Genomic DNA, 23987 nt, shown 5'->3' with positions numbered 1-23987 from the left:
TGCTTATTATAGCATCGATTACAAAAGCTGACTATTTATGGGCTCAGAATGGAAGGAAATTAGTAAAAAAACAAGCCTAGGACAGTTGCTGTCGTAGACTTGTTTTTCTATTGAATGCGCCGACGCTTATTTAATATAGCCGTCGTAAAGAGCTGTGTATTTATCAACAGCTAAATAGCGTTTAAGCGTCCCCGATTTATCTCCACGATTGTAGAAGTAAGTAGCAGGTGGTGCTCCATTGAATTTTACCTTGATATTGACATATTCACCTTTTGAAGAAGCAAAGGGCGTAATCTCAAAATTTGGTAAAGTTGGTAAAATCTCTACAATTTCACCTGGATCTGAGGGTTGTTGTGTTTCTGCCGCAAAGAGTTGAGTTGGGAAAATTAGAATAGCTGATAAAACGAGTAAGCAAGTTAGTACTTTTTTCTTCATTTAGACACCTCTTCTTTAATTTTTTATAGCTAACAGTAAATGTTTGCTAGTCTTCTGCAATTTGTTGCAGGTAGTTAGTCAAATCTTTACTGTAAGTCTCTAAATATTCTTTTGTTTGTTCGACCGACATTAGGTCAATCTCATTGTCTGGTTTAAGGATAGGGAAAGCATCAACATTCTCGTCGACAGACTGAACATCATCAATAACTGTGATACTCTCGGTTCCTGTACCTATGTCTTCTACTACAGGAGTGGATTCTGTGATAGTTGAAGCAGTAGTTGTTTGACTGTAACCAAGTAATGAAGCTAAAAAAATCAGAGCTGTGATAATGGTAACGAAATAGACTCCTAAAGCGTGCTGAGGTTTATTAAGTCTCATGATGGTTTTAATTCGATCAGTGACTGGTGAAGAAACAAAACTTGGTTGACGATTAGCATCAATACCTTTTGTGGCATTGACTAGTAGTAGTTCGGCATATTCTTGCCGTTTGGCTAGGCCGAATGTATCAATAACCATCTCATCACAGGTTTTTTCAATGTCTTCAGTTAGCAACCGATCCATTAACCAGACTAGCGGGTTGAACCAGTGAATGGCACATAAAAGAGTACTCCAGCGTTTGATTAAGACATCTTTATTTTTTATATGCGTCATTTCATGAGTGATGATATACGCCATATCGGGAGAGTCTATCTCAGATATCAGAGACTGTGGTAAAATGATTTTTGGCTTAATCACACCATAAGCAAAGGGCTGCAGTAACTCATCAGAATAGCGAATCTCTGTCTTCGTGTTAACGCCTAAAAGTTCAATCCATGTCCTTTTGATAGTAGAAGAAACTGGTAGGCTGGATTTAGCTAAAAAATCAATTTTTCGATAATCCAAAAGGAACTTGATTGATGTGATAGCAACTCCAATTAGGTAGATAATAATTAAAAGGGTAGAAGTTGTAAACATCAAGTTACGACTATTGGCTTCGATTACAGTTGCGGTTAGAGGTAAGGCTGTTGCTGCTGGATGGATGATTTTTAAGTTGACACCCATTGGAATAGACAGTCTAATTAGGCAAAATAACCATAAAATTTTATATAAGCTACTAGGCATTCGTTTTTTGAAGATGAGTTTCATCGCGATAATAAAAAGAAGCAAGACGCAATAGTTTATCAAGTATCTATAAATAATAGTCATAATATAACCTACTTATTTTCTTCAATAAACTTAAGTAGATTTTTGGCTTTCTTAGCTGTGAGATTTTCATTTTTTGCTAAAGCTGCGAGAAAACGGTCGTAAGAACCATCATACATATCTTGAACGAGAGCTTGGGTCCGTTCATCTGCAATTTCCTCTTTAGTGATGACAGCTGTGCACAAAAAATGAGGGTCAGAGCGCATAATCGCTTTTTTGTTAATTGCTTTTTTGATGACTGTATAGGTTGTATTGCGATTCCAACCAATTTTTTTTGATAAAATTCGAGCAATATCTCCAGCAGTCATAGGGCCATGCTCCCAAAGAATCTCCATGACATTTAACTCGGAATTTGATAATTTCATTGAAGAAACCTCCTTTGTTACTTATAGTAAAGTAATATTGACTAATGGTTTAGTCAATGCTATTCTACACGTAGAAACATACAAAATCAAGGGATTGTGTAGGAGAGATAACGTGAAAAGAAAAAGAGTCACCATCCTTGTCATCTTTTCTAGTGTACTAATAATATGTCTTTTAGCTATTATGGTTTTAAATAGAGAACGTCAAGAATTGGAAATAGAAAAAATAGAATCATCGATTGTTACTAAAAATGGTGAGCGATGGATCCAAGTCGTCCGCACGTCTAAGGAGACACCTAAAGATTATTACTTATTTGATAATGGTGATTTGTCAGGTTGGTTGGAAGTTAAAACAATTATTGAAAAGGATTCAGTTTATATCTCCACTTATATGGGAAAAATCCATCGTAATCGTCTGGATTTTTGATGGATTTTAGTTACTATGTTAACGATTGTTTCATAAATAACAGAGGAAACAAAGAAGTATGGGGAACCAATTATATAAGGGAACTAACTGGTTGCATGAGTAATTGGGGAATTGACTAATGCCTTCTCGCTTCCTCGATAGTTTAATAATACCATGTGACTATCGATGTAGTCAATTCCTCTTAGGTTAGTATTATTGATTATCATTGACCTTTAACAGGTTTGGCTTAGTTAATAAATGAGAAAAAGAGAAGCTGTGGAAAAGTCATTTTTTCTCCGAGAGAGTGGATTTGTCACATAATAGAGGTAGAACGAAAAGAGGCTGTGACTTATGTCACAGCCCACTTTTCAAGTGTTTTATTAGTCTAGAGCGTTTGTTTTTAAGTTGTCATAAAAGGCAGCAGTAGTTGCTGAAATATATGGGTTTAACCATAAATAGCCGATTCCGAATGTGACAACAGAAAGAATGTGCCAAGGAATAAAGCTTAGCTGCAAAACGAATAGCTCCATTTTATGGCCGTCCATTAAACGACGGCTAGCAGTAATCGTATCTAGTACGCTCATTTTATTTCCAGTTTCCTCTAAGACATCGTAGTAAATGAAGTAGCTTTGAGAGTATGAGAAAGCTTTGATTATACCAGGAATTATTAGCAATAAGCCCCAAAAGAAAGTAAATAGGCTGATTAATACATAGAGTCCGACAATTCCCCATAAGAAAGGTGATTTAAACGCTCTAAAGGCATCACTGAATGGCGTAATACTTTGTTTACGATTGCGCAATAAATCTAAATAAGTCCATGAAATTCCTGAGCTAAAAATAGTTGCAATTAATCCTCCGATAAAGCTAGAGCCACCAGAGCTGCCATTATTTGTGGTATCTGCCATGTCTGATGTTGGTGAAGCCAATGAATCGAAATTAACACCTAAACTAACAAGAGTTCGGTAAAAAGTAAAGCCAATAATAGCTGCAATGGCAATCGCGATTAGTGTTGGAATTAAATTAAGTAAAATTGCGGAGCCCCAATTTCCACTGAGCATTTGCTTTGCTTCTTTTTTTAGTTCTGACCTATTTTTGGTCATATTACTCACTTCCTTTACTATTTTTTATTTTGTTTCTAAAACATTATATCATGATGTGTCATATTTCGTTATTGTTTAGACTTGTAATGGTTAAAATGTATATTTATCGTTGGTTAAGAGTGAAGGGAGTCGTGTCGGTCATTTTTTGAAAGCGACGAGTGACTAAATAAGAGAGTAATTAGTGAGTATTTAAATGTTATTTTAGTTCGTCAATTTAAAAGAACACAAGCAATCTCATATATTTGACAGCTTGTGTTCTATAGTTTCAGCCTTATCTCCAAAAAGTTTGGCAGTTTGCCTTATCAACGAGGTTGAATTCAATTATTTTTTTTAGTAAGTCATACTCGACAGGTTGATCCCACGAAATACGAACAATATTGTCGGTGAAGTTATAGCCAGTTTTTTCAATATCTTTTGCAAAATGTGCGATCGTAACAGTTTCTGGTGAAAATGCTAAATGTTTTTTTGAGGCACTGAAGCCGATAATATATGTACCATGACTAGTATACATTGGTTGGTTCCACTTGATAGTCATCTCAAGTTCTGGGAAAGTTTCTTTAATCCAAGTGAGAATCTCAGTGATTCGTCTCTTGTTTGCTTCTTCTGGAATTTTGTCAAAAAAATCTTCAATTGTTTTCATTTGTGTGTTTCCCTCAATTTTGTTCTATTATTAATTTATTCTGGTATATTATTGTCTAACGATTAGAACATTTCGATTAGCATTTGTTGAAGCATAGTGAGGAACGGAACCTAATACTGACTCTTGTAAACGATGTTTACCAGTTGCACCTAAAACAATTAATTCCGCGCCTAGTTCCTTGGGCAAAGTGTGTGTGATTAATTGTTTAGGTGACCCAACCTGGATAATAACTTCGATGTTGGTGAACCCGATATTTTTTGCTTGGTCGATTAAATTAAGGCTCAGTTCTTGGGCATCATCTCTGAGTTGGCTTAGAGCATCATCTGTCAAATAACCTACTAGATTATTAATGATATGAACGACGTAAAGAACAGCTTCATTTCGTTTAGCAATGTGGGCAGCTTCAAAAAAAGCTTTACTAGCATTTTCAGAGTTGTCGATTCCAACAAGTATTTTTTTGTATTTTCCTCTATTGGGCATTAAAATTCCTCCATTCAATTTTAATTAATTAGTACTTAATCTACTTCTTATTATCTTTTGTCTGAAAGCGATAGTCAATTTTTATGCTGTGCCATAGCTTATTAGAAAAAGGTGTTTTTGGTCATTTTGAAAATGAGCATTGGATTGTTGCAGAGAAATGAAGTAAAGGGATTAATTGTATCAAAAAAGGGTGAGGAGACAATTGGTAGTCGAACCAGTTGTATGTCTCAAATTAGTCAGGTAAATTTTTTTCTAAATTGAGCCTACTTATTTTTTTTAACTAGCGGTATAATTATGTTATAACAATGAGTTTGAAGGGAAGAAATAGATGAACATGCAAGTTGAATTAATGCCACTAAAGGGAGCTTTAATTGGTGGGAAAATGGTCAGTTTTTGCGAGGATAGAGCGCGAGTGTTAGCTGATTTTAATCTGGTGAAGGAGGAAAAAAGTAATCCTCTCTATTTGGATGAGGCTGAAATATCTGTGTTTTTTGATAGGGAGGATAGAGTTCAGTTCATTGAATGCTCATCTGGACCTAAATCAGAAAATATATCGGTTAGCCTTTATAATAGTGATGTTTTCAAAATGTTAGTAGCAGATGCAGTAAATTGCTTAATAGAGAAAAATGCTGGTGAGGTCTGTTTCGAAGAAGAAATGAGTTACTTGTTTTTAGAGATTGCTGTCAGAGGACAGCGTTTTTCTACACCGGAGGATATTCAAGAGGAAATTGCTTTGATGAAAAAAAGTAATAGTTACGAGGAGCACCAAGATTGGCTAGAAGAGGATTTGTTTCTGTCTCATCATTTTCAAACGTTTGGAATTGGTACATTGGAGTATTTTCAAGCTAAAAAATAGTCTAACATATGATAGAATAAAGTGATCGAAAAGTGATCACTAAATTGAGACTGTCTTTGCAAGGCTAGACAGCAAAAAGTGAGGCGTGAGTAAAAATGACAAAACCAAGAATTTTTGCAACATCATTTGCCAGCGTTTATCCGCTATATGTGAAAAAAGTAGAAAAAAAGAATCGAACAAAAGATGAAGTGGATACTGTTATCTATTGGTTGACGGGGTATGATGAGAAAACTTTGCAGGAGCAGCTAGCAGCAGAAGTTGATTTTGAAACTTTTTTTGAGCAGGCTCCGCAATTAAATCCGAATGTCTCACTTATTAAAGGCGTTATTTGTGGCTATCGTGTAGAGGAAATTGAAGATCAGTTGATGCGAAAAATTCGTTATTTGGATAAGCTGATCGATGAACTTGCAAAAGGAAAAAAAATGGAAAAAATATTAAGAGCTTAGCTGTGGCTTTGTTTTTTAAGAGTTATAAAAATAAATAATTGAAGAAGGTGAGGCAGGGAAGGAATCCACGTGTCTCGCTTTTTTTAGTTTTGCATGGGGTTTTCCCTAGTTTTTAAGTAGCGGCTCATTTCGCTTATTATTATTTTAACAAAGTAGTAATCTTAAGAAGGATTCTCAATTAGGTTAAGATATTCTCAATTAGAGGAGTGAGACAATGAAACCAATTTATTCAAACCAGACGGTATACGAGCTAGTGACTCAGTATCCAGATTTAGTTGATATACTTGTTAATATAGGGCTTGATGGCGTGAAAAATCCCTTAGTTTTGGCGACGGCGGGCAAGAAGATGACTTTGGAAAAAGGCGCTAGGATGAAAAAAATTTGTGGAAAGACTTAAAGGCATACTTACGAGAGAAAGGATATGAGGTGAAGGAGCATGAATGATACAGTGGAGCGACAAAAGAAGATAATAGAAATATTAACATTACTTCATGATGGGAGAGTTTTGAAGAAGCTAAAGAGTTATTTGATCTATTTTTTAATGGAATTGACGTTAGCGAAATTACTACGGCAGAGCGAGAGTTAATCGCTAGTGGATTAGATCCTCAAGTGATTCAACGTCTCTGTACGGTTCATGCCGCCGTATTTAAGGGGGTTATTAAGGATATTCATCGATCGAACTATGAGCATGAAACGCCAGGACATCCAGTGCATACATTGAGACTGGAGAATAAAGTGATGACATAATTGCTTGAAGATGAAATTCGGCCATGTTTTGAGAAATTTGCCAAAGGGAAGACGAGTTATCATCAGCGTTTAGTAGCCGCCTTGCGCGATTTGTACCAAGTTGATATCCATTATGCTCGTAAAGAAACGCTGATTTTTTCTTACATGGAACGTTACGGTATTACGGCTCCGCCGCAAGTTATGTGGGGTGTGGATGATGCAATTCGGCAACAAATACAAAATGCAATTGAAATGGTCTCTTCTTCGAATGTGATAATCAATCAGTTAAGAGATGCGATTGAAGCATTAATTGAAGAGGTTTCAGAAATGATTTTTAAAGAGGAAGAAATTATGATTCCGATGGTATTAGAGGTTTTTAGTTTAAAGGAATGGCAACAAATTGCTGAGGATAGTATTGAGATTGAGTTTGCTTTTATCCCTGCTCCCTTATCTTATAAGGTGAGTCCGCAAGCTTTGGCAGAGGAGACTAAAACTCATGAGCAACGACAAGTGGCGGCGGTGGAGGCTAAAAATAGAACAGAGGGCTTGGCAGGACAGTCGACCAAAAGAAATGAGGCGTATGAGTGGGAGGAATTAGGCATAAAGGAAGGCTCTGTTGTATTGCCGACAGGCGTCTTAAATTTAGCTGAGTTGAAGGCACTATTTCAATTATTGCCAGTGGATTTGACATTCGTTGATAAGGATGATCGTGTTCGCTTTTATTCAGAAGGACCCGAGCGGATTTTCCCCCGAACTCGATCTGTTATCGGACGTGAGGTGGTTAATTGTCATCCACCTAAGAGCATGCATGTGGTGGAGCAGATTTTGAGAGAGTTTAAGTTAGGAGAACGTCAAACAGCCGATTTTTGGATTGATATGGGGCCTCGGAAAATAGTTATTCGCTATTTTGCTTTACACGATCAAGAAGGTGCTTATTTAGGATGTCTTGAAGTGACTCAAGATGTGACAGATATTCGACAGTTAACGGGACAGAAGCGGTTGCTGGATGAAGACTAAGAGATAAATGAAGCAAAGGTGGGGAATGCCTTTGTTTTTTTGTTCAGTTTTTACAGGTGATATGTTAGAATTAGGCTATTATTTAAGGTAAGAAGGGAGACTGTATGAGAGATTCTGTAGAAAATGATTTTAATCGCTATCAAGGATCATTTGAGCAGTTATACAAACAGCGTTGCATAAAACGGTTAACAATTGATTGCTTGTTAGTTTGTATATTGTTAGTTGGGCTAAGTGTTGTTCCTGTGGTACTGAAAGTGAGTCTGTTTATATTAATACTTCCATTTGTGGGGCTTGATGTCTATCAAGTTGCCTTAGCGTTGAAAAATCGTCATGACTTTGTCCGTGAGGTGAAGGTGACTTGGCAAGAAAAGATAGAGAGCATAGATTGGGCTGATTCTAGTAATCGGGTGTATGAGGATGAGAACAATTATTACATTAAGAAGCGCAATGATTTACTAGGAATCTCAAAAAAAGGGTCACGGACTTTTCCATCAGAGATCAGAGGGATTTCGTTGATTATGGGAGAAAACAATAATTTATTTGCGAAAGAACAACCGATTGTTATTGTCTATTGTGATACTACTGAGATTAAAACATTAAATCTAACTAAAACGAATGAAGCTATTTTGGCAAAGATGAAGTGGACGCGTGTGAAGAATAAAGTACTGCGACCTTTAGGGATCGCTGTGATTTCAATTTTAATATTCCTATATCTTTTCGGAATTATTTAAAATAAGCTTTTATAAAAAAATAGGAGGAACAATGGGAAATCGTAGTTATTTATCGAATTCGGCAAATAAGGTGTTGTTTGAAGCCAATAATAGTTTGCCTTTATTTTGGATTGGCCTATTAAATCAAGAGTTACTAGATGATTATGAGCCTATCTGGCTTGAGTTTGAGGAGCTGTTACTAACGATTGATGTAGAAGCGGAGCAAATGACTGATTTTTGGCAAGAATGGTCGGAAAAACTTGATTTTGTGATCACACGGCCATTGTTTATTGAAAATTCAGTGCAACTTGCGGCTTTTAGTCACAAATATTTAAGCGAAGTAGATCAGTTAACGCAGGATTTTATTGCTTTCCTTTCCGAACAATTGCAGAGTGATACGGATTATGTGCGATTATCATTACTTGAATTTTCTGAATTCTATGAAACAACCGAAGCATTTTTCGCTTTTTTACGACAACAATTAGCGCTTATTAGGGATGAGTGGCCTTCAGCGGAGTGGGTGAGAATTGTTAGCCAAAATCCTGTAAGTGAAGGATGTGGCTTTTCATCATTTGATGCAGAGGCTAAATTTTTAGAGTTCTCAGAAAGCTATAGTCGATATGACTCGCCTTACGTTGCCTCAACAGTTCATAAAACAAGAAGTAAAGGACGGATTTTACTATGGTCTATCTTGTTTATTTTCGTTGTTCTAGGTTTGTCGCTAGTGGTAATGAGAAGCGTTTCTTCTAAAAATATAAGCCCTAGTCCCATTAATGAGAACTTGACATCCACTCACTCGTCATCAGAGGAAGTGAAGCAAAAGAATACTCAATTTGATGTTGGTGATCATCGAGTGTTACTTGACCTTCCCAAAGTCTTCAATATACTCTCGGAGGGTGATATTACAGATGATAATGGCAATACGTGGTTAGTCATGGAAAGTGATAGGCGACCGAGGTTGACATTAGAATTATCAATTAAAAATAAAGACTCTCAACATTCTCCTCAGAGTTATTCTTTGAAGGATCTAGGCTTAACTGTTTCTGAAAAGGAACGCGTTAATTATCACGATTTTTTATTAGAAGGGGTGTTAAAATTAACTGATAATCAAGGATGGGTTTATCAGTTTGAAACAGATGAGGTTAAAGGTGATATTTTGTTCTTTTCTGACAAGACGTTAACCAGTAAAGAGCAAGAGTTATTTGTTACAATGATCGAAAGCTTAGAAATAGTAGAAATTAAAGAGGAATCTTACTGAAAAAACCAAGAGTGTATGACTTGATGGTCTGAACACTCTTGGTTTTTAGCATTACTATTTTTCTAAGCGATCACTATAATAAACGATTACCAGAGGAAGAGAGAATTATTCCATGACATCTAAAATCGAATAGCTTCGTTGATCGTAGCGATTGCGACTACGAGAATACTCGATTGGTTGACCATCTTTCAAATAGATGACCTGTTCGACTTCTAAAATAGGGTCTGTTTCCAGACAATCTAAATAATTGATGTCATACTGATCAGCTTTATCGGCTTTGAGGTTTCGGTAAGCACCGGCAAACGCAATGCCTAAGTCATTATGAATATAGTCGTAAATCGAGTTTTCTAAGATTGTTGGTGTTAGATTAGGGACAAGCTCAGTGGGCATGTAAGTATGTTCTAAAACATAGGGGTGACCATCAACTAATCGCAATCTGACAATTTTATAAACAGGCTGATGATTATTCAGTAGAAGTTTATCCTTTACTAGGCTATTAGGAAATTCGACTTCAAAAACGATGACCTGACTGCTTAACTGACGATTTTTCATCTGTTGACTTAAGCCATCATACTCCGTTGCAGAGTAATCCTCGTCTCCCCAGATACGACTTTTTAGTACGCGGGTACCTGCTCCTCGTTGACTATAAACAAGGCCTTCCATGGCCAAAATGTTGATGGCTTTTTTGACGGTAACGCGGCTAACGTTGAACTCCTCAACAAAGTGAAGTTGATTAGGTAAGAGCGAATCAGGAGGATAGACCCCTTCTTTAATTCGATCTCGCAAGATATTAGCAATCTTTTCATACTTTGTCACTGCCATCGGCCACCTTTCATCATGACCCTATTATATAGAAGTTTTTCAACCGAAACAATCTATAATAGAATTATTCTGCTGGAAGTGTTCGTTGTTTATCTAACATTTTGAGAAATGGGAACCAAATAATACCTACGATAACGAAGTCGATAACTTGCAATAGCCCTCCTAAAATTGAGTTTGTGGCTAAAATTCCGTTGATAATAATTGGAACAGTCCATGGAACAGAGACACCTGTAGGAGCAGGAACGAGACCAACTGCCATTACGCAATAGTTTAATGTGGTTACAACCAATGGAGCTAGTAACCAGGGAATAAAAATGGTTGCATTCATGACAATCGGTAAGCCGAAGATCACTGGTTCGTTAACATTAAAAATCCCTGGTGCCAGAGCTAAGCGTCCCACATCTTTCGATTGTTGACTTTTTACGAAAAATGCCATTAAAATAACAACCGCCAAGGTCATGCCTGAGCCACCTAAACCAACGGTGAAGACTTCCATAAAAGGTTTTGTGATGATGTGTGGAAGTGCTTCACCAACTTTATAGGCATCAAGATTTTCTAGCATTAGTGTATTCCAGATTGGGTCCATAACAGAGTTAACAATAATCTGCCCGTGCAGACCAAAGAACCATAAAAATTGTACAAAGAATAGAGCGATTAATGTGGCAGGTAATCCACTACCTAAGCCCATAAGTGGTTTTTGAATTACTTCGTAAACAAGATCGTGCAGATTAGCGTGGAAAATTCCTGTCATACCAGCATTTATTAGTAGAAATAGAAACAATGTAATGATTGCTGGAATAAGTGCTGCAAAGGATTTTGCGACTGCTGGAGGAACGCCATCAGGCATCTTTATTTGCCAGCCCCTTTTGGTGATTCGTGCGAACAATTCTGCTGCGAGGAAAGCGGCAATCATACCGATAAACATTCCTTTAGCGCCTAATCGATCGAGTGTTAAAACGCCGCTTAATTCAGAACCGTCTTCAAGAGTGACAAAAAATGGAGTAAGAATCAGGAAAGAAGCGAATGAGACAGCGCCACCAAAGATAGCTTCAACGTCGTAAGATTTGCATAAATAATACCCAATACCAAAGGTAACAAAGACAGACATAATACTCATAGTGGCGTTTTGCCCATTGCCAAATAGGTTTGTCAAGGTTCCTTTAGTGCTGTCACTGAAAAAAGGTAAATTATTAACGACAACAATGATTGAACCAAACATGGTGAGAGGGAATGAAAGCATAAAGGCGTCACGTAAAACTGTTAAGTAGCGGTTGTTTCCCAACTTGTTAGCAATCGGTAAGATTTTTTCAGCTAACTTATCCATAAAATTATTCATTGATAGAGTTCTCCTTTTTGTAAGTTGTTTTGAAAGACAGATAGTCAAGAGTAATTACGTCTTAGACTTATTAAAGTAATTTGAAATCGATTTCCTGATAATTGTATCATCTTTAATTATAAAAGACTAGTCTTTTATAATTAAAGATTTGTCTTTTTTAGGTGGGATGGTGTATAATAAATGTTGTAAGGTAGTAAAATCAACTATTAAAGGAGTTTATCTAATGACAACGTATAGGTTTCCAGCAGGATTTTGGTGGGGGTCCGCTGCAAGTGGGCCACAAACAGAAGGTCGTTTGCCAGATGATGGAAAAGGAGAAAGTATTTGGGATCGATGGTATGAAGAATCACCAGAACGTTTCTTTAATCAAGTAGGGCCTGAAAAGACTTCTCAATTTTTAACTAAGTACCAAGAAGACATTCAGTTGATGAAGGAGACAGGACATACATCATTTCGGACGAGTATTCAATGGAGTCGCTTGATTCCCAATGGGACAGGACAAGTTAATCCGAAAGCGGTGAGCTTTTATAATCAAGTGATTGACGAATTACTTGCCAATGATATCGAACCTTTTATTAACTTGTTTCACTTTGATATGCCTATGGCTATGCAGAAAACAGGTGGTTGGTTGAACCGTGAAACAGTGGAAGCGTATGTGTTTTTTGCTAAAACCTGCTTTGAATTATTTGGTGATCGTGTAAAGAAATGGTTTACTCATAATGAACCAATCGTACCAGTTGAGGGTGGCTATCTGTATGATTTCCATTATCCTAATCACATTAACATGAAGGAAGCGGTACAGGTTGGTTATCATGAAAATTTAGCGAGTGCTAAAGCAATTGAGACTTATCATGCGATGGGACTTGATGGTGAAATTGGCATTATCTTAAACTTAACACCGAGTTATCCACGTGATTCTGAAAATGCTGAAGATGTAAAAGCGGCGAATTATGCTGATTTATTTTTCAACCGTTCTTTCTTAGATCCAGCAATTAAAGGAATATTCCCAACTGAATTAGTTGAAATAATCAAAGAACTAGACATGTTACCAGTTGTTGAGGAAGGCGATCTGGAATTGATTAAAGAGAATACCATTGATTTGTTAGGAATTAACTACTATCAGCCTCGCCGCATTAAAGCAAAGGAATCAGACATTGATCATAGTCATGGTCCACTACCTGATGATTACTTTGATAATTATGAGATGCCTGGTCGCAAAATGAATCCGTATCGTGGTTGGGAAATTTATGAAAAAGGTGTTTATGATATCTTGACGAATGTGCGTGAAAACTACGGCAATATTCGGTGCTATATTTCAGAAAATGGAATGGGTGTTGAAGGGGAAGAACAGTACATTGATGAAAATGGAGCTATTCAAGATGATTACCGGATTGAATTTGTTAAGGATCATTTAAAATATGTTCATCAAGCGATTCAAGAAGGAAGTAATGTCCAAGGCTATCATATGTGGACGTGTATGGATAATTGGTCTTGGATGAATGCTTACAAAAATCGCTATGGTTTTATTGCCGTTGATCTTAATCAAGATGGCAAGCGAACTATCAAGAAAAGTGGTCATTGGTATAAAATGGTATCAGATGAGAACGGATTTGATGATTAGTTGGTTTTCTTATAAGCGAATCTCTAGTTATTAAAGAGTGAGTCAAGCGTAGCGATTATGCTTGACTTACTCTTTATTTTTTTGAATGGAACACTAATTAGCGCATATTTCTTAAGCTTTGTTAATCATTGGTCATATAATGATAAAATACTTTGACTACGTCTGAATTTATGCGTAAACTAAAAGTAACAGAGAAAATGAGGAATTTGCATGAAAAAAAGCAGAAAAGTAAATCCAATTGTGGAACGGCGAAAAGTTGCTAGAGTCTTTTTTATCTTAACGATCCTAGTTTTTTTAGTTTTTATTGGACGTTTATCATATATAGTTAGCTCCGGTAAGGTTGGGAAAGTCTCTCTTGATGAAAAGACTAAACAATTGTATCAAGGTGAGGAACCGGTGTTAGCAAAGCGCGGTACTATCTACGATCGCAATGGGGAAATTATTGCGACAGAAGTGTCTTCATATCTGATGTATGTTGTTTTAGATGAGACTTATAAAGGGATAGCTGATACGAAAACAGGTGAGCGGCCTAAATTGTATTTAGAAGCAGATAAGAAAGATCAGGCAGCTAAAATCATTGAGCAGATATTAGGGATTAAAGGCGATGAACTAAAAAAATACCTGAACCCTGGTAAAAATGAAAGTGGTAAAGATATTCTGTATTCCGAGTTTGGAACTAAAGGCAAGGATATTGACATTGAAACAAAGAAAAAATTAGAAGAGGCATTTGCTACAGCTGATATTAAAGGTTTTTATTTTAAAGAAAGCCAAAGCAGAATGTATCCTAATGGCGAGTTTGCTTCTTATATGATTGGTTATACTGATTTTCCAGAGGATAAGGCAGCTGTGGGGGTTCTGGGGATTGAGCAGATGTACGATCAGAAGCTAAGCGGTAAAAATGGTAAGATTCGCTTTGAAAAAGATAGTCAAGGCCGAAAAATTCCTGGTAGCGTGGTTGAGATTGAGAAAAAAGAAGATGGCGCTGATATTTATACAACCTTTGACATAAAATTGCAAACCTATGCAGAAGAATTAATGGCAGATATTTATAGCCAGTACGGTATGACTGATATGCGAGTAATGCTTGCTGATCCAAAAACGGGCAATATTTTGGCAGCTTCTCAGCGCCCTACTTTTAATCCAGAAACGAAAGATGGGCTTTCGGATTCAGAAACTCAACAAGCCATGTGGCGTAATTTACTGATTGAAGATCCGTCTTACGAGCCTGGGTCAACCATGAAAGTATTTACTGTCGCAGCAGCGATTGATTCAGGTAATTTTGATGAAAATGCGACTTTTATGTCAGGGAGTATTGATGTTGATGATGCAACGATTAGAGACCATAATGTGGTTGGTAGAGGATTGATGACATATCGTCAAGCTTTTGCTTGGTCAAGTAACGTCGGAATGGTTCATTTGGAACAAGCAATGGGACCTACTTGGCAAAGCTATTTAGAAAAATTTGGTTTTGGAAAATCGACAAACTCTGGATTATCTGGTGAAAGTGCTGGGGTTATTCAGAATTCAACGACAGTTGATAGAGCGATGACGGCTTATGGCCAAGGAATCGGTGTTACCAATTTTCAAATGATGGAAGGCTTTACTGCGATTGCCAATCAAGGCAAAATGATGAAGCTTAATTTTATTGAAAAAATAGTGACTGATGGTCAAGAAGAACTGGTGGAACCGCAGGTCGTGAGTGAACCGATTCGTCCAGAAACTGCGACGAAAGTGTTAGATATGATGCACGATGTGGTAACATTACCTGATTATGGCTTGGGATCAATGTATGCAATAGAGGGGTATAACGTCGGAGCAAAAACAGGAACCGCTCAAATTTTTGAAAATGGAGCTTATCTGAGGGATCAATACGTTCAGTCCGCAGTTCAGATGGCACCGATTGAAGACCCTGAGTTTATCGTGTATGTGACGATCAATAAAGCTGGGGCAGGAGTAGATGTGCCAACAAATATTATCGCGCCGATTTCTAATAATTTATTAAAACGAGCATTGGAATTAAAAAAAATTACTGAATAGTAATAGAGTCAAGCTCAATTTTTGATAGTTGATATCTGAGCTAATTTTAAGTTGTTTAACTCATGCCTTTTTGGCTCTGTCTGTTTATAGGTATTTGGCGTAGAATCTTATTAAGAGCCAGTTTACGGCAATCAGTTATCTTTGATATCGATAGCTAAATGACAATTTGTACTAAAAAGGATGAGTTAGGCACTTTTACAAAATCGATAAACTATGGGACAATCAAGGGAGCCAACAGTTGATAAGACTGTATCAAGAAAATGTACGAGGTGATTGATTTAACGAGTGCTTCCTGGTTTTTTATTTCTATTTCAGTTAATATAACATGAAATTATTTAGCTCATTTTTTTATACGCAGTCAGTTGACAGAAGAGGATTAGCAAGTATTGATAAGCTCGATTAGCTATAAATTAGATAATATGGCATTATGAGAGATTGGAACTCGTAAAATTAAACTCCTTTTGCTGTCAACTTATCACGGACATGGAGCAAATTCTCGTTCTCAATTAAATAACATCTGCAAACGTGAGAGCAAAACTATTAAACCGTTGTTAACATAACGATAGTCATAATAATTAACTAATTTAAAAGTCATTCAGTTGACTATTTTTTTAGTCTATATCAGTCAGTTAGAGTCTGTCAAAAGGCTGAATTAGCAGGTTAAGTACTCTCTTATTCGTAAAAATTAAGTGGCCTCAGGTGTCAACTGATTCTGGACATGGGTTCTAATTTTTACATTTATTTAAATAACGAAATAGAGTTAATCAGTAAATCCTGATTCTATCTTAAAAACCACAATTTTTAATTAAATTGTGGTTTTTTGTTATAGTTGATTTAACTATTTTGTGATTGCTTAAAAAGAAGGAAGCGACAATAAATCATCTTGATTAGGATTGAGGCTCTTCGATTGGATAAAGGAATCCTTGTAGATGGGGTGACAAGCCTCAATCAAGACAGCGCGATTAGCACGATCGATAAAATAATAGTCAAAGCCCATTGATAGGTAATCTAATAAAGTTGGCACAGAAAGGGTATCGCCACTATCTAGTAAAACCGCGTAAATACTTTCAGTTGATTGATTTGTTACTTGTCGTTTTCTAATATGTGTGATTCTTTCTTCCATGTGTTATCCCACCTTTATTTAAATATAAGTATAAAATATCATAGATAATATTATTAATGAAACAGTACGCTTGTAATAATGTTAACATACACTTGTTTTTTTGAATTAAAAAAGTGATGGCTTGGTCGAATTCATTGAATTAATGCTTATTAAGTGATTTAATAGAAGAAGAACTTATAACATGAATAGGAGCCGGAACTATGACCGAAAAAAAGAGTTCATATGAAAAAATAAAAAATGTTACTATTGGTGATATTATAGATAAGTCTAAAAAGACATTAGCGTTGCCACAACAAAATTTCCAACAGACGAGTCGTCATCGACAATTTATCTATAAAAGCCTAATAGGTGTGGCTTTAATTTTAGTTGCTTATCGTTTTCTATTTTTTGGACAATTAGCTAATCCTTGGCTAGAATCGCTAAAGTTAACAGGCTTAACGGTGATTCCATTGTTATTATTTATTTTGATAAGTCGCTTAATGGCTAGACAGGAGCAGTTGGCTAATCAATTAATTGAGGGGGCAACGACAGAGGAATTTTACAAGTTATTGACACTCTTAGATCAAAAGAAATTAGAACTTGATATGGGAGTGAAATTAGCAGAAGAATTAAGTGGTTTTGTGCAGACGAGTGAAGAGCTACCGATACTTGCAGAGACTGCAATGGATCAATCAGCCCTAGCAGAAATGAAACGCCAAATAAGAGAGACACTTAATGAAAATCAACCAGATATTGAGCTGTGGTTAGAAGCTAATAAACACGTATTACAGCCCTACTTTGATAACTTTCAACTGATTATTTCGTTACTAAATCAGCGACAAGAGTCTCACCAGTTATCATTGAATGATTATTATCGTTATATTGCAATTCTACGTAGTCAATTATCGGCAGAAGAACGCTACTTAATGTTAATTTATGCTCTTTTTAGTCTCAAAGGTGTCGGGATTGGGATTGATTTATCCTATACATCTTTCTTTGGGGATGAAGGGGAGATTAAGGAAAATAGGTATGTGAGATTACCAGCTGTGATTAAAGATATTGTTATTACACATTTTGTTGCTTATACTGCTGAAGACATTAGTCATGCTCATCGACAAGAGATGAGAGCCGCTTATCGCGAATCCAGAAGCCTACAACAAAATTATTTGAAAAGAACTAGTTATTGATAAAAAGCATCTAGCCGTGAAAGTGGCTAGATGCTTTTTTTATGATGGTAGCTAAGTCGTTTGCAACGGTTGTGAAGGCCTGATTGGCATCTAGTAAATAGACCTCAGGATAATCTATTAAGCGATCACGCAATAAAATTTCTTGATCATATAGGGCCAACCGTTCATTGATTAGTTGAGGATCAGACTCTCGTTGTATCAGGCGGTGTTTGACATGCTCCTTGCTAACATCAAAAAAAATGATAATGACATCATTCGGAAAACGGGAGAAAACTTTTTTTAGTCCATTATAAGTTAAAATAGCATAGGCTGATTGATGGGTTGTGCGTGTTAAAATTTCGGCAGCACTCACGCCGTAATGATAGCCGTGATAAGTATCTTGCTCTATTAATTGCCCCGAAGAGAAAAGTTGCTGAAAACTATTTTCAGACTCAAAATAATAATCAATGCCAGCTTTTTCTTCTGAACGAATGGGACGTGTGGTATGAGTGATGATTTTAGCCCTTTTTTGGAAAACAGCTTCTGTTATGCGGGTTTTACCTGAGCCACTAGGTCCTAATATGACAAAAAGTGGATGGTTTAAGCGAGTGTCGCTCATTTTATCACGCTCCTAAATTAACTGATTGATTTTAATAGTTTTTCAATAGGATTAGTATTCCTAAAAAGAAAAGAATAAAGGACATTCCGCTGCTTATTGTGCGAATGTGATTCCAAAATTGCCATTTTTTAGAATAAATGTGCCAGCTCTCTTGAATATTAGCAGGTGTTATAGGTATTTTAGTTTGTAATAGTTGGTAGTTTAAAGGCTCGCAGATGGCGCTAGTGACTATAATAACGCCAATTACATAAACGATAGCGGCCAAATAAAACAGTAAGGCACCACTATTTTTGACTATATATTGGCTTAACAAACCGCAACCAATATAAGTGATAGGAACTAAGAAATAGGGGACTAAAAAAAAGGGCGTTTTGAGAGCTTTATTCAGGGCGTTCATGGAAGGTACTGCAACATCAGCTGGCGTTTTGTTTAGGCTAGGCATTTTTGAAAATGACCAACTAAAGAAAAAAAGAAACATGGTGATAGCTAAAATAGATGTGACTATAAATAGTATAAGATGGCTAGTGGGAAGATGTCCAATCATAAAATGACCTCCTGTTTTTTTGAGAGTGACTGTAAAGATTAACATAAAAACAAGTGCTAATTATATGATACCATTTATTGATGTATTCTGGCATTTTTGAAGATATAGGCAGGCGATGTTAATGAGCTGCCAATTTTTTATAGATTAATTTCTTGATTCTTAATAGAAGAAAAGACTAAATGTGTAGAGGGGCTGCCGAATTTAAGCGAGTGGTCGATAAAGGTTTCCATTTCTTGCATAGAGCTAGCTATAATGTGGACAAGATAGCTATATTTATCAGCTAATCGATGGCATTCTAAGACATTGGGTTCTTTTATACAGAATTCTCGAAAAGCCTTGCAGTTAGTTGTTTCAACCAAGATAAAAGCTTCAAGGGTCTTCCCCATTTTTTTATGGTTAATTTGTATAGTATAGCCTTCGATAATTCCTTTTTCTTCCAGTTTAGTCATTCGTTCTTTTACAGCGGGTGCACTTAACGAAATTTTCAGTGCTAATTCCTTAATAGATATGCGAGCATTTTTTTCCAAACAAGCAAGTAGTTGATAATCAATTTTATCCATCTTTTTCTCCTTAATGTGAAAGGACTAAATAATTTAATTATTTAAGGTAAATAGCCTGTTTTTCTTTTTTTTCTAGCTGTTTTTTCATTGGAATAAATTATATCATTAATTAATCAAAAAAAGAAAAGGGGACTGTCAATGAAAAAAGTTCTATTGTTATTAGCAAATGGTTTTGAAGCATACGAAGCGAGTGTTTTTACGGATATTATTGGCTGGAATTTATTAGAAGGCGATGGCGCAACGGAATTATTGACCGTAGGCTTGCATCCAGTATTAAGGGCTACTTGGGGCTGGACTTGTCAACCCGACGAACTCTTATCTGACATAGATGTAGCCGATTTTGATACACTAGCATTGCCTGGTGGTTTTGAGGAGGCTGAATTCTACGAAGATGCTTTTGATGAACGATTTCTTGAGGTTATTCGTGCATTTGATCAACAAAATAAGCCAATTGCGTCTATCTGTGTTGCAGCTCTAGCAATAGGAAAGAGTGGGGTGTTGACTAATCGAAAAGGAACGACCTATCGCTATCCAAATAATCCAAGACAAGATCAATTAGCCGCTATGGGAGTGGAGGTTTTAGTCATTGATGATAATATTGTAACTTCTTCATCACCAGCAACGGCTCTTGATGTTGGCTTTTGGTTACTTGAAGAACTGACATCGACAGCAAATATGATGGAAGTAAAAAAAAGAATGGGGGTTGGAAAATAAAAGTTTATTGGTGAAAAAAACATTTATTAAATATCCGTTTTACGAATTATTGATCCTGTGTTTTTGTGCTATAATAATGGCATTACGAGTAGTTGGTAGGAGGTATCTTTTGTGGTTAATCATCAAAAAAATGTGGAACGTTTTTCTAGTTCCACTGAGTTATATGAAGAAATAAGCCCTTTATTTTCTGAGGAGATTATTGCGTTAATATGCGCCGATTTGGGGAGGAGGCCTGCTGTAGTAGTTGATCTAGGAAGTGGGACAGTGGAATCAGCTCGTGAGTGGGCAAGGCACTCAGACTTGGTAGTTAGAGTGGCGGCCAATGATGACAGACGAGAGTTAACTGAAAGTTTAGCAGTTGATAATCTTGTCTATCATCAAGCACTTGCGCATGAAACGGGACTTCAAACAGGTTGTGCGGATGTTGTTTGTTGTTCGCATTCCTTTCATTGGATGGAACCTCATACAACCCTTCAAGAAATTAATCGTCTCTTAACTCGTGACGGTGTCTTCTTGACAGTTGATAATGCTGGACCTCTTATTGGAGAATGGCAATCTGAACTACTTTATAATAAACTACTTAGTAAAGCCAACCAACTAATGTTGACAGAGGCATCCGTACGTGATAATCAGCGAAAATGGCCGAAGGATAATCATCTGATAAATATGTCGAGAAGTGGCTATTTTCGTTATACTAGACAAATCCATTTATCGAAAACAGAAGCGGGAGATGCGGAAAGATTTATCAAGCTATCTTTAAATCACGAAAGTGTTCAAGCTATTTTAGCCCGACAGCCAGAACTAATTGAAACTGATTTAATTGCGTTTGAAGAGTCGGTAAGAGAAGCTTTTAACGGTCAGCCACGGACATTTTATTTTAGTTATTGTGTTAATGTAGGGATAAAATAAGAGGTGAGATAATGAAGAAGTGTCAAGTGATTCAAATTGATGCATTTACGCAAGAAGCGGGAAAAGGAAATCCAGCAGGTATAGTTATGATGGGTGATACTTATACTGAAGAAGAGATGCAACAATTAGCCAAAAAAGTAGGATTTAATGAGACAGTTTTTATTTGTTCCAGTCAAGTAGCCTCCTGTTGCTTGCGTTACTTTACTCCTGGTTATGAAACGCCTTTATGTGGTCATGCGACTGTTGGCGCCATTTTTGCCTTGTATCAAGGGAAAGGGAGTCAAGAGATCACCATCGAAACAGGAGCGGGACTTTTACCAATCAGCTATTCTGAAGAGACTCACTCTATTACAATGAGGCAGGCTGAGCCACAATTTCTGGATTTTAAAGGAGATCGTGAGGCACTTTGTCGTAGTCTTGGCATAACAGCTAGTGAGTTGCACCCGACTTGGCCAATTCAATATGGGAACACAGGCTCATGGACATTAATTGTTCCTGTGAGTGAGTCAAAAACATTAGATAAAATGATGGCTACTGCTGATGCTTTTCCCAAGCTACTTAAAGAGCGGCCTCGTTCATCGGTTCATCCATTTGCGCCTGTATCAATTGAAGAAGGTGTTTATTATGGTCGTCATTTTTCATCTCCCTATGCTGAAACACGAGAGGATTCAGTTACAGGAACGGCTTCGGGAGTGATGGGAGCCTACTTACTGAATCATGAGTATCACGAGCAAGAGAGGGAGCTAATTATTTATCAAGGGAAACATGTTAATCGAGAAGGGCAAGTTGGCGTGAAAATTAAGCGGGGACCAAAAGGAAATCATCAAGTGACTATCACTGGAACGGCTTGTTTTAATCAAGTATTGGTATTAGAGCTAGATTAATAAAATAATCAAAAGTATGACTAAAAAGAACGAAAGTTTCTAATGAAAACTTTCGTTCTTTTAGTCGTTTATAGAGCTTTTTCACCTGTTTCAGAAGTTCGAATGCGAATCGCATTTTCAACGTCATAAACGAATATTTTTCCGTCACCGACCTCACCAGTTTGGCAGCTACGAATGATAATCGCAATAACTTCATCTAGCTTATTGTCAGCAATAACCATATTTATTTCTAATTTAGGTAAAAGCGTTGTGAGTACCTCTTGTCCACGAACATATTCCTTCCAGCCGAGTTGGTGACCATAACCAAGAACCTGCGAGACAGTCATGCCTTTAACACCTGCTTGTTGGAAGAGGGCTTCTTGCAGGTCATTTAATTTTTCTTGCCGAATAATCGCTTCAATTTTTTTCATAAGATTCCTCCATTTGTTGGCTGCGTCATTTACAAGATATGCTGTCTAATTATCCATTCCTAAGAAGGTTGGATAGGCTGTTTCGTCATGCTCCATTAAGTCAAGACCTTGAATTTCTTCTTTTTCTGATACACGGATAGGCATCACTAATTTAATCAGAGAGATGATCAGGAAAGTAGCTAAACCCGCGAAAGCAAGAGTTACGAGAATACTGATTATTTGAGCGATAAATAAATCGATTCCACCGTATAAAAGACCATCGACACCACCGATTGATTTTTTTGCAAAAACACCTGTCATGATGCCACCGAAAATCCCACCTACACCGTGACAACCAAAGGCATCTAGAGCATCATCTAGTTCTAGTTTTCGCTTGATAACTCCAATAAAATAGTAGCAGAAGGGACTTACAAGGCCTCCCATAAGAAGTGCACTCCATAACGGAACGAAACCTGCTCCTGGTGTGATCGCAACTAGACCGACAATCGCTCCTGTTGAGGCTCCAACAATAGTTGGTTTGCCGATGGTTAATTTTTCTATCAACATCCAGGATAGCATGCCCGTTGCGGCTGAGGCGTGAGTGGTCAATAAAGCGTGAACGGCCAGGCTGTTTGCAGCTAGAGCACTCCCAGCATTAAAACCAAACCAACCGAACCATAAGAGGCCAGTACCCAGCACGATAAAAGGAATATTGTGCGGACGATATTCCAACTTATTGTATCCGCGGCGTTTTCCAAGGACGATGGCTAAAACTAAGCCAGAAATACCTGAACTGATATGAACGACATTACCACCAGCAAAATCAATTGAGCCGATCTCTTCAAGAAAACCGCCGCCCCAAACCATGTGCGCCATTGGGTAATAGACGATGAGAGACCATGCAGCGATGAATAAAAAAATAGCAGAGAAGCGCATCCGTCCTGCGACTGATCCGGTAATAATGGCCACTGTAATTAATGCAAACATCATTTGAAAGGCTGAAAATAGACCTTCTGGAATGGTGCTGTTCTCTTTAAAGCCACTAATTAGTGAAACATCTCTAAAAAAGAATTTATCAAGGTTGCCGACAAAACTACCGTCACCACTGAATGATAGACTATAACCAACCGCAAACCATAATACTGATGCAAGACCTAGTACACAGATGACCATCATCATAGTGTTCAAAATATTTTTTCGTCTTTCTAACCCGCCATAGAAAAAAGCAAGTCCTGGTGTCATCAAAAATACGAGAGCAGAGCAAACTAAAATGAAACTGATATCTCCTGAATTCATACGTATCACCCTTCCTGAAATTTTTCTGAAAAATATTTTTTGAATATGAGATATTTTATCATAATTAAAAATAAAGTGCGATGCTTTTAGCGAAGAATTATGCTTGGGTAGGGTAAACAGAATGATGGTTTAATATATGATTTAGGATTTTTTTATTGATTTATGGTCTTTTTGTGAAGGTGGTTTATATTTGACAGTGACTTTTTTCTTTGTTATCATGGTTAAAATTAAGATTAAAATTTAATTAGAGAAAATGTTGAAGAGAAAAGTAAGTTAGTAAAATCAGTTACAGAAAGTCTTAAAAAAGGTGGCCTAAAGAGCAACTAATGATGAAAAAAGACACTGATAAACTAAGTGAAAAATGGTCTC

At 36.8% G+C, this 23987-nt stretch carries 26 protein-coding genes and 1 pseudogene; 13 read left to right on the top strand and 14 right to left on the bottom strand.

Going from position 1 to position 23987, the window contains the following annotated elements:
* Positions 1-126: 126 nt before the first annotated feature.
* The 3 genes from AC5KOD_RS18905 to AC5KOD_RS18895 are packed head-to-tail and all read right to left on the bottom strand — an operon-like array spanning position 127 to position 1983.
* A complete protein-coding gene (locus AC5KOD_RS18905; RefSeq protein ID WP_496916150.1) occupies positions 127-435 on the bottom strand; it encodes a hypothetical protein in 309 nt (102 codons plus the stop codon).
* Positions 436-481: 46 nt separating this feature from the next.
* A complete protein-coding gene (locus AC5KOD_RS18900; protein WP_496916149.1) occupies positions 482-1621 on the bottom strand; it encodes a M56 family metallopeptidase in 1140 nt (379 codons plus the stop codon).
* A gap of 8 nt (positions 1622-1629) precedes the next feature.
* Complete coding sequence (locus AC5KOD_RS18895; RefSeq protein ID WP_496916148.1) at positions 1630-1983, bottom strand: BlaI/MecI/CopY family transcriptional regulator; 354 nt, start codon at positions 1981-1983, stop codon at positions 1630-1632.
* 112 nt (positions 1984-2095) lie between these two features.
* On the opposite strand from AC5KOD_RS18895, the gene AC5KOD_RS18890 reads away from it, so the two are divergent.
* On the top strand, positions 2096-2407 hold the full coding sequence (locus tag AC5KOD_RS18890; RefSeq protein ID WP_496916147.1) for a hypothetical protein: 312 nt from the start codon (positions 2096-2098) through the stop codon (positions 2405-2407).
* Positions 2408-2766: 359 nt separating this feature from the next.
* Here the strand turns inward: AC5KOD_RS18890 and AC5KOD_RS18885 are convergent, their stop codons facing one another.
* From AC5KOD_RS18885 to AC5KOD_RS18875, 3 genes are all read right to left on the bottom strand, one after another.
* A complete protein-coding gene (locus tag AC5KOD_RS18885) occupies positions 2767-3486 on the bottom strand; it encodes a DUF975 family protein (RefSeq protein ID WP_496916146.1) in 720 nt (239 codons plus the stop codon).
* A gap of 271 nt (positions 3487-3757) precedes the next feature.
* The gene (locus tag AC5KOD_RS18880; protein WP_496916145.1) at positions 3758-4126 is read right to left on the bottom strand and encodes an iron chaperone; all 369 of its coding nucleotides are present in this window, start codon (positions 4124-4126) and stop codon (positions 3758-3760) included.
* A 48-nt stretch (positions 4127-4174) separates the two neighbouring features.
* Positions 4175-4606, bottom strand: coding sequence for a universal stress protein (locus tag AC5KOD_RS18875; protein WP_496916144.1), 432 nt, complete (start codon positions 4604-4606; stop codon positions 4175-4177).
* A gap of 328 nt (positions 4607-4934) precedes the next feature.
* Between AC5KOD_RS18875 and AC5KOD_RS18870 the strand changes: the two genes are divergently transcribed.
* From AC5KOD_RS18870 to AC5KOD_RS18845, 6 genes and pseudogenes are all read left to right on the top strand, one after another.
* Positions 4935-5462 (top strand): hypothetical protein, encoded by a 528-nt coding sequence (locus tag AC5KOD_RS18870; protein WP_496916143.1) that lies wholly within the window; start codon positions 4935-4937, stop codon positions 5460-5462.
* Between the two features lie 95 nt (positions 5463-5557).
* Positions 5558-5908, top strand: a complete 351-nt coding sequence (locus AC5KOD_RS18865; RefSeq protein ID WP_496916142.1) for a DUF2200 domain-containing protein — start codon at positions 5558-5560, stop codon at positions 5906-5908.
* 214 nt (positions 5909-6122) lie between these two features.
* The gene (locus AC5KOD_RS18860; RefSeq protein WP_496916141.1) at positions 6123-6305 is read left to right on the top strand and encodes a DUF1858 domain-containing protein; all 183 of its coding nucleotides are present in this window, start codon (positions 6123-6125) and stop codon (positions 6303-6305) included.
* Positions 6306-6344: 39 nt separating this feature from the next.
* Positions 6345-7651, top strand: a pseudogene (locus tag AC5KOD_RS18855) (DUF438 domain-containing protein).
* Positions 7652-7755: 104 nt separating this feature from the next.
* A complete protein-coding gene (locus tag AC5KOD_RS18850) occupies positions 7756-8382 on the top strand; it encodes a hypothetical protein (protein WP_496916140.1) in 627 nt (208 codons plus the stop codon).
* 31 nt (positions 8383-8413) lie between these two features.
* Positions 8414-9619 (top strand): hypothetical protein, encoded by a 1206-nt coding sequence (locus AC5KOD_RS18845; protein ID WP_496916139.1) that lies wholly within the window; start codon positions 8414-8416, stop codon positions 9617-9619.
* Between the two features lie 105 nt (positions 9620-9724).
* On the opposite strand, the gene AC5KOD_RS18840 is transcribed toward AC5KOD_RS18845, so the two are convergent.
* Entirely contained in the window at positions 9725-10435 is a 711-nt protein-coding gene (locus tag AC5KOD_RS18840; protein ID WP_496916138.1) for a GntR family transcriptional regulator, read from the bottom strand.
* A gap of 70 nt (positions 10436-10505) precedes the next feature.
* On the bottom strand, positions 10506-11777 hold the full coding sequence (gene celB, locus AC5KOD_RS18835; RefSeq protein ID WP_496916137.1) for a PTS cellobiose transporter subunit IIC: 1272 nt from the start codon (positions 11775-11777) through the stop codon (positions 10506-10508).
* Positions 11778-12000: 223 nt separating this feature from the next.
* Here celB and AC5KOD_RS18830 point away from each other — a divergent pair, with 223 nt between their 5' ends.
* A complete protein-coding gene (locus AC5KOD_RS18830; protein ID WP_496916136.1) occupies positions 12001-13398 on the top strand; it encodes a glycoside hydrolase family 1 protein in 1398 nt (465 codons plus the stop codon).
* 210 nt (positions 13399-13608) lie between these two features.
* A complete protein-coding gene (locus AC5KOD_RS18825; RefSeq protein ID WP_496916135.1) occupies positions 13609-15435 on the top strand; it encodes a penicillin-binding transpeptidase domain-containing protein in 1827 nt (608 codons plus the stop codon).
* An 853-nt stretch (positions 15436-16288) separates the two neighbouring features.
* Here AC5KOD_RS18825 and AC5KOD_RS18820 read toward each other — a convergent pair.
* Positions 16289-16558, bottom strand: coding sequence for a hypothetical protein (locus AC5KOD_RS18820; protein WP_496916134.1), 270 nt, complete (start codon positions 16556-16558; stop codon positions 16289-16291).
* A 200-nt stretch (positions 16559-16758) separates the two neighbouring features.
* On the opposite strand from AC5KOD_RS18820, the gene AC5KOD_RS18815 reads away from it, so the two are divergent.
* The gene (locus AC5KOD_RS18815) at positions 16759-17724 is read left to right on the top strand and encodes a hypothetical protein (RefSeq protein WP_496916133.1); all 966 of its coding nucleotides are present in this window, start codon (positions 16759-16761) and stop codon (positions 17722-17724) included.
* Between the two features lie 10 nt (positions 17725-17734).
* On the opposite strand, the gene AC5KOD_RS18810 is transcribed toward AC5KOD_RS18815, so the two are convergent.
* The 3 genes from AC5KOD_RS18810 to AC5KOD_RS18800 form a co-directional block, all read right to left on the bottom strand.
* Positions 17735-18322, bottom strand: a complete 588-nt coding sequence (locus AC5KOD_RS18810) for a guanylate kinase (protein ID WP_496916132.1) — start codon at positions 18320-18322, stop codon at positions 17735-17737.
* A gap of 31 nt (positions 18323-18353) precedes the next feature.
* Positions 18354-18866, bottom strand: coding sequence for an anthrone oxygenase family protein (locus AC5KOD_RS18805; RefSeq protein WP_496916131.1), 513 nt, complete (start codon positions 18864-18866; stop codon positions 18354-18356).
* Between the two features lie 137 nt (positions 18867-19003).
* Positions 19004-19426 carry an Lrp/AsnC family transcriptional regulator gene (locus tag AC5KOD_RS18800; protein WP_496916130.1) on the bottom strand — a complete coding sequence of 141 codons (423 nt, stop codon included), beginning with the start codon at positions 19424-19426 and terminating at the stop codon, positions 19004-19006.
* 138 nt (positions 19427-19564) lie between these two features.
* Here AC5KOD_RS18800 and AC5KOD_RS18795 point away from each other — a divergent pair, with 138 nt between their 5' ends.
* The 3 genes from AC5KOD_RS18795 (at position 19565) to AC5KOD_RS18785 (ending at position 21933) form a co-directional block, all read left to right on the top strand.
* Positions 19565-20140, top strand: a complete 576-nt coding sequence (locus AC5KOD_RS18795; protein ID WP_496916129.1) for a DJ-1/PfpI family protein — start codon at positions 19565-19567, stop codon at positions 20138-20140.
* A gap of 111 nt (positions 20141-20251) precedes the next feature.
* Entirely contained in the window at positions 20252-21049 is a 798-nt protein-coding gene (locus tag AC5KOD_RS18790; protein ID WP_496916128.1) for a class I SAM-dependent methyltransferase, read from the top strand.
* Positions 21050-21060: 11 nt separating this feature from the next.
* Positions 21061-21933 carry a PhzF family phenazine biosynthesis protein gene (locus AC5KOD_RS18785; RefSeq protein WP_496916127.1) on the top strand — a complete coding sequence of 291 codons (873 nt, stop codon included), beginning with the start codon at positions 21061-21063 and terminating at the stop codon, positions 21931-21933.
* A 68-nt stretch (positions 21934-22001) separates the two neighbouring features.
* Here the strand turns inward: AC5KOD_RS18785 and AC5KOD_RS18780 are convergent, their stop codons facing one another.
* Both AC5KOD_RS18780 and AC5KOD_RS18775 read right to left on the bottom strand, forming a co-directional pair.
* Positions 22002-22343 (bottom strand): P-II family nitrogen regulator, encoded by a 342-nt coding sequence (locus AC5KOD_RS18780; protein WP_496916126.1) that lies wholly within the window; start codon positions 22341-22343, stop codon positions 22002-22004.
* A 45-nt stretch (positions 22344-22388) separates the two neighbouring features.
* Positions 22389-23618 carry an ammonium transporter gene (locus AC5KOD_RS18775; RefSeq protein WP_496916157.1) on the bottom strand — a complete coding sequence of 410 codons (1230 nt, stop codon included), beginning with the start codon at positions 23616-23618 and terminating at the stop codon, positions 22389-22391.
* Between the last annotated feature and the right edge of the window lie 369 nt (positions 23619-23987).

Source organism: Vagococcus sp. WN80Y (assembly GCF_059621045.1).
Note: the sequence above shows the minus strand (reverse complement) of the source record. Positions and strands in the feature narration are given on the sequence as shown.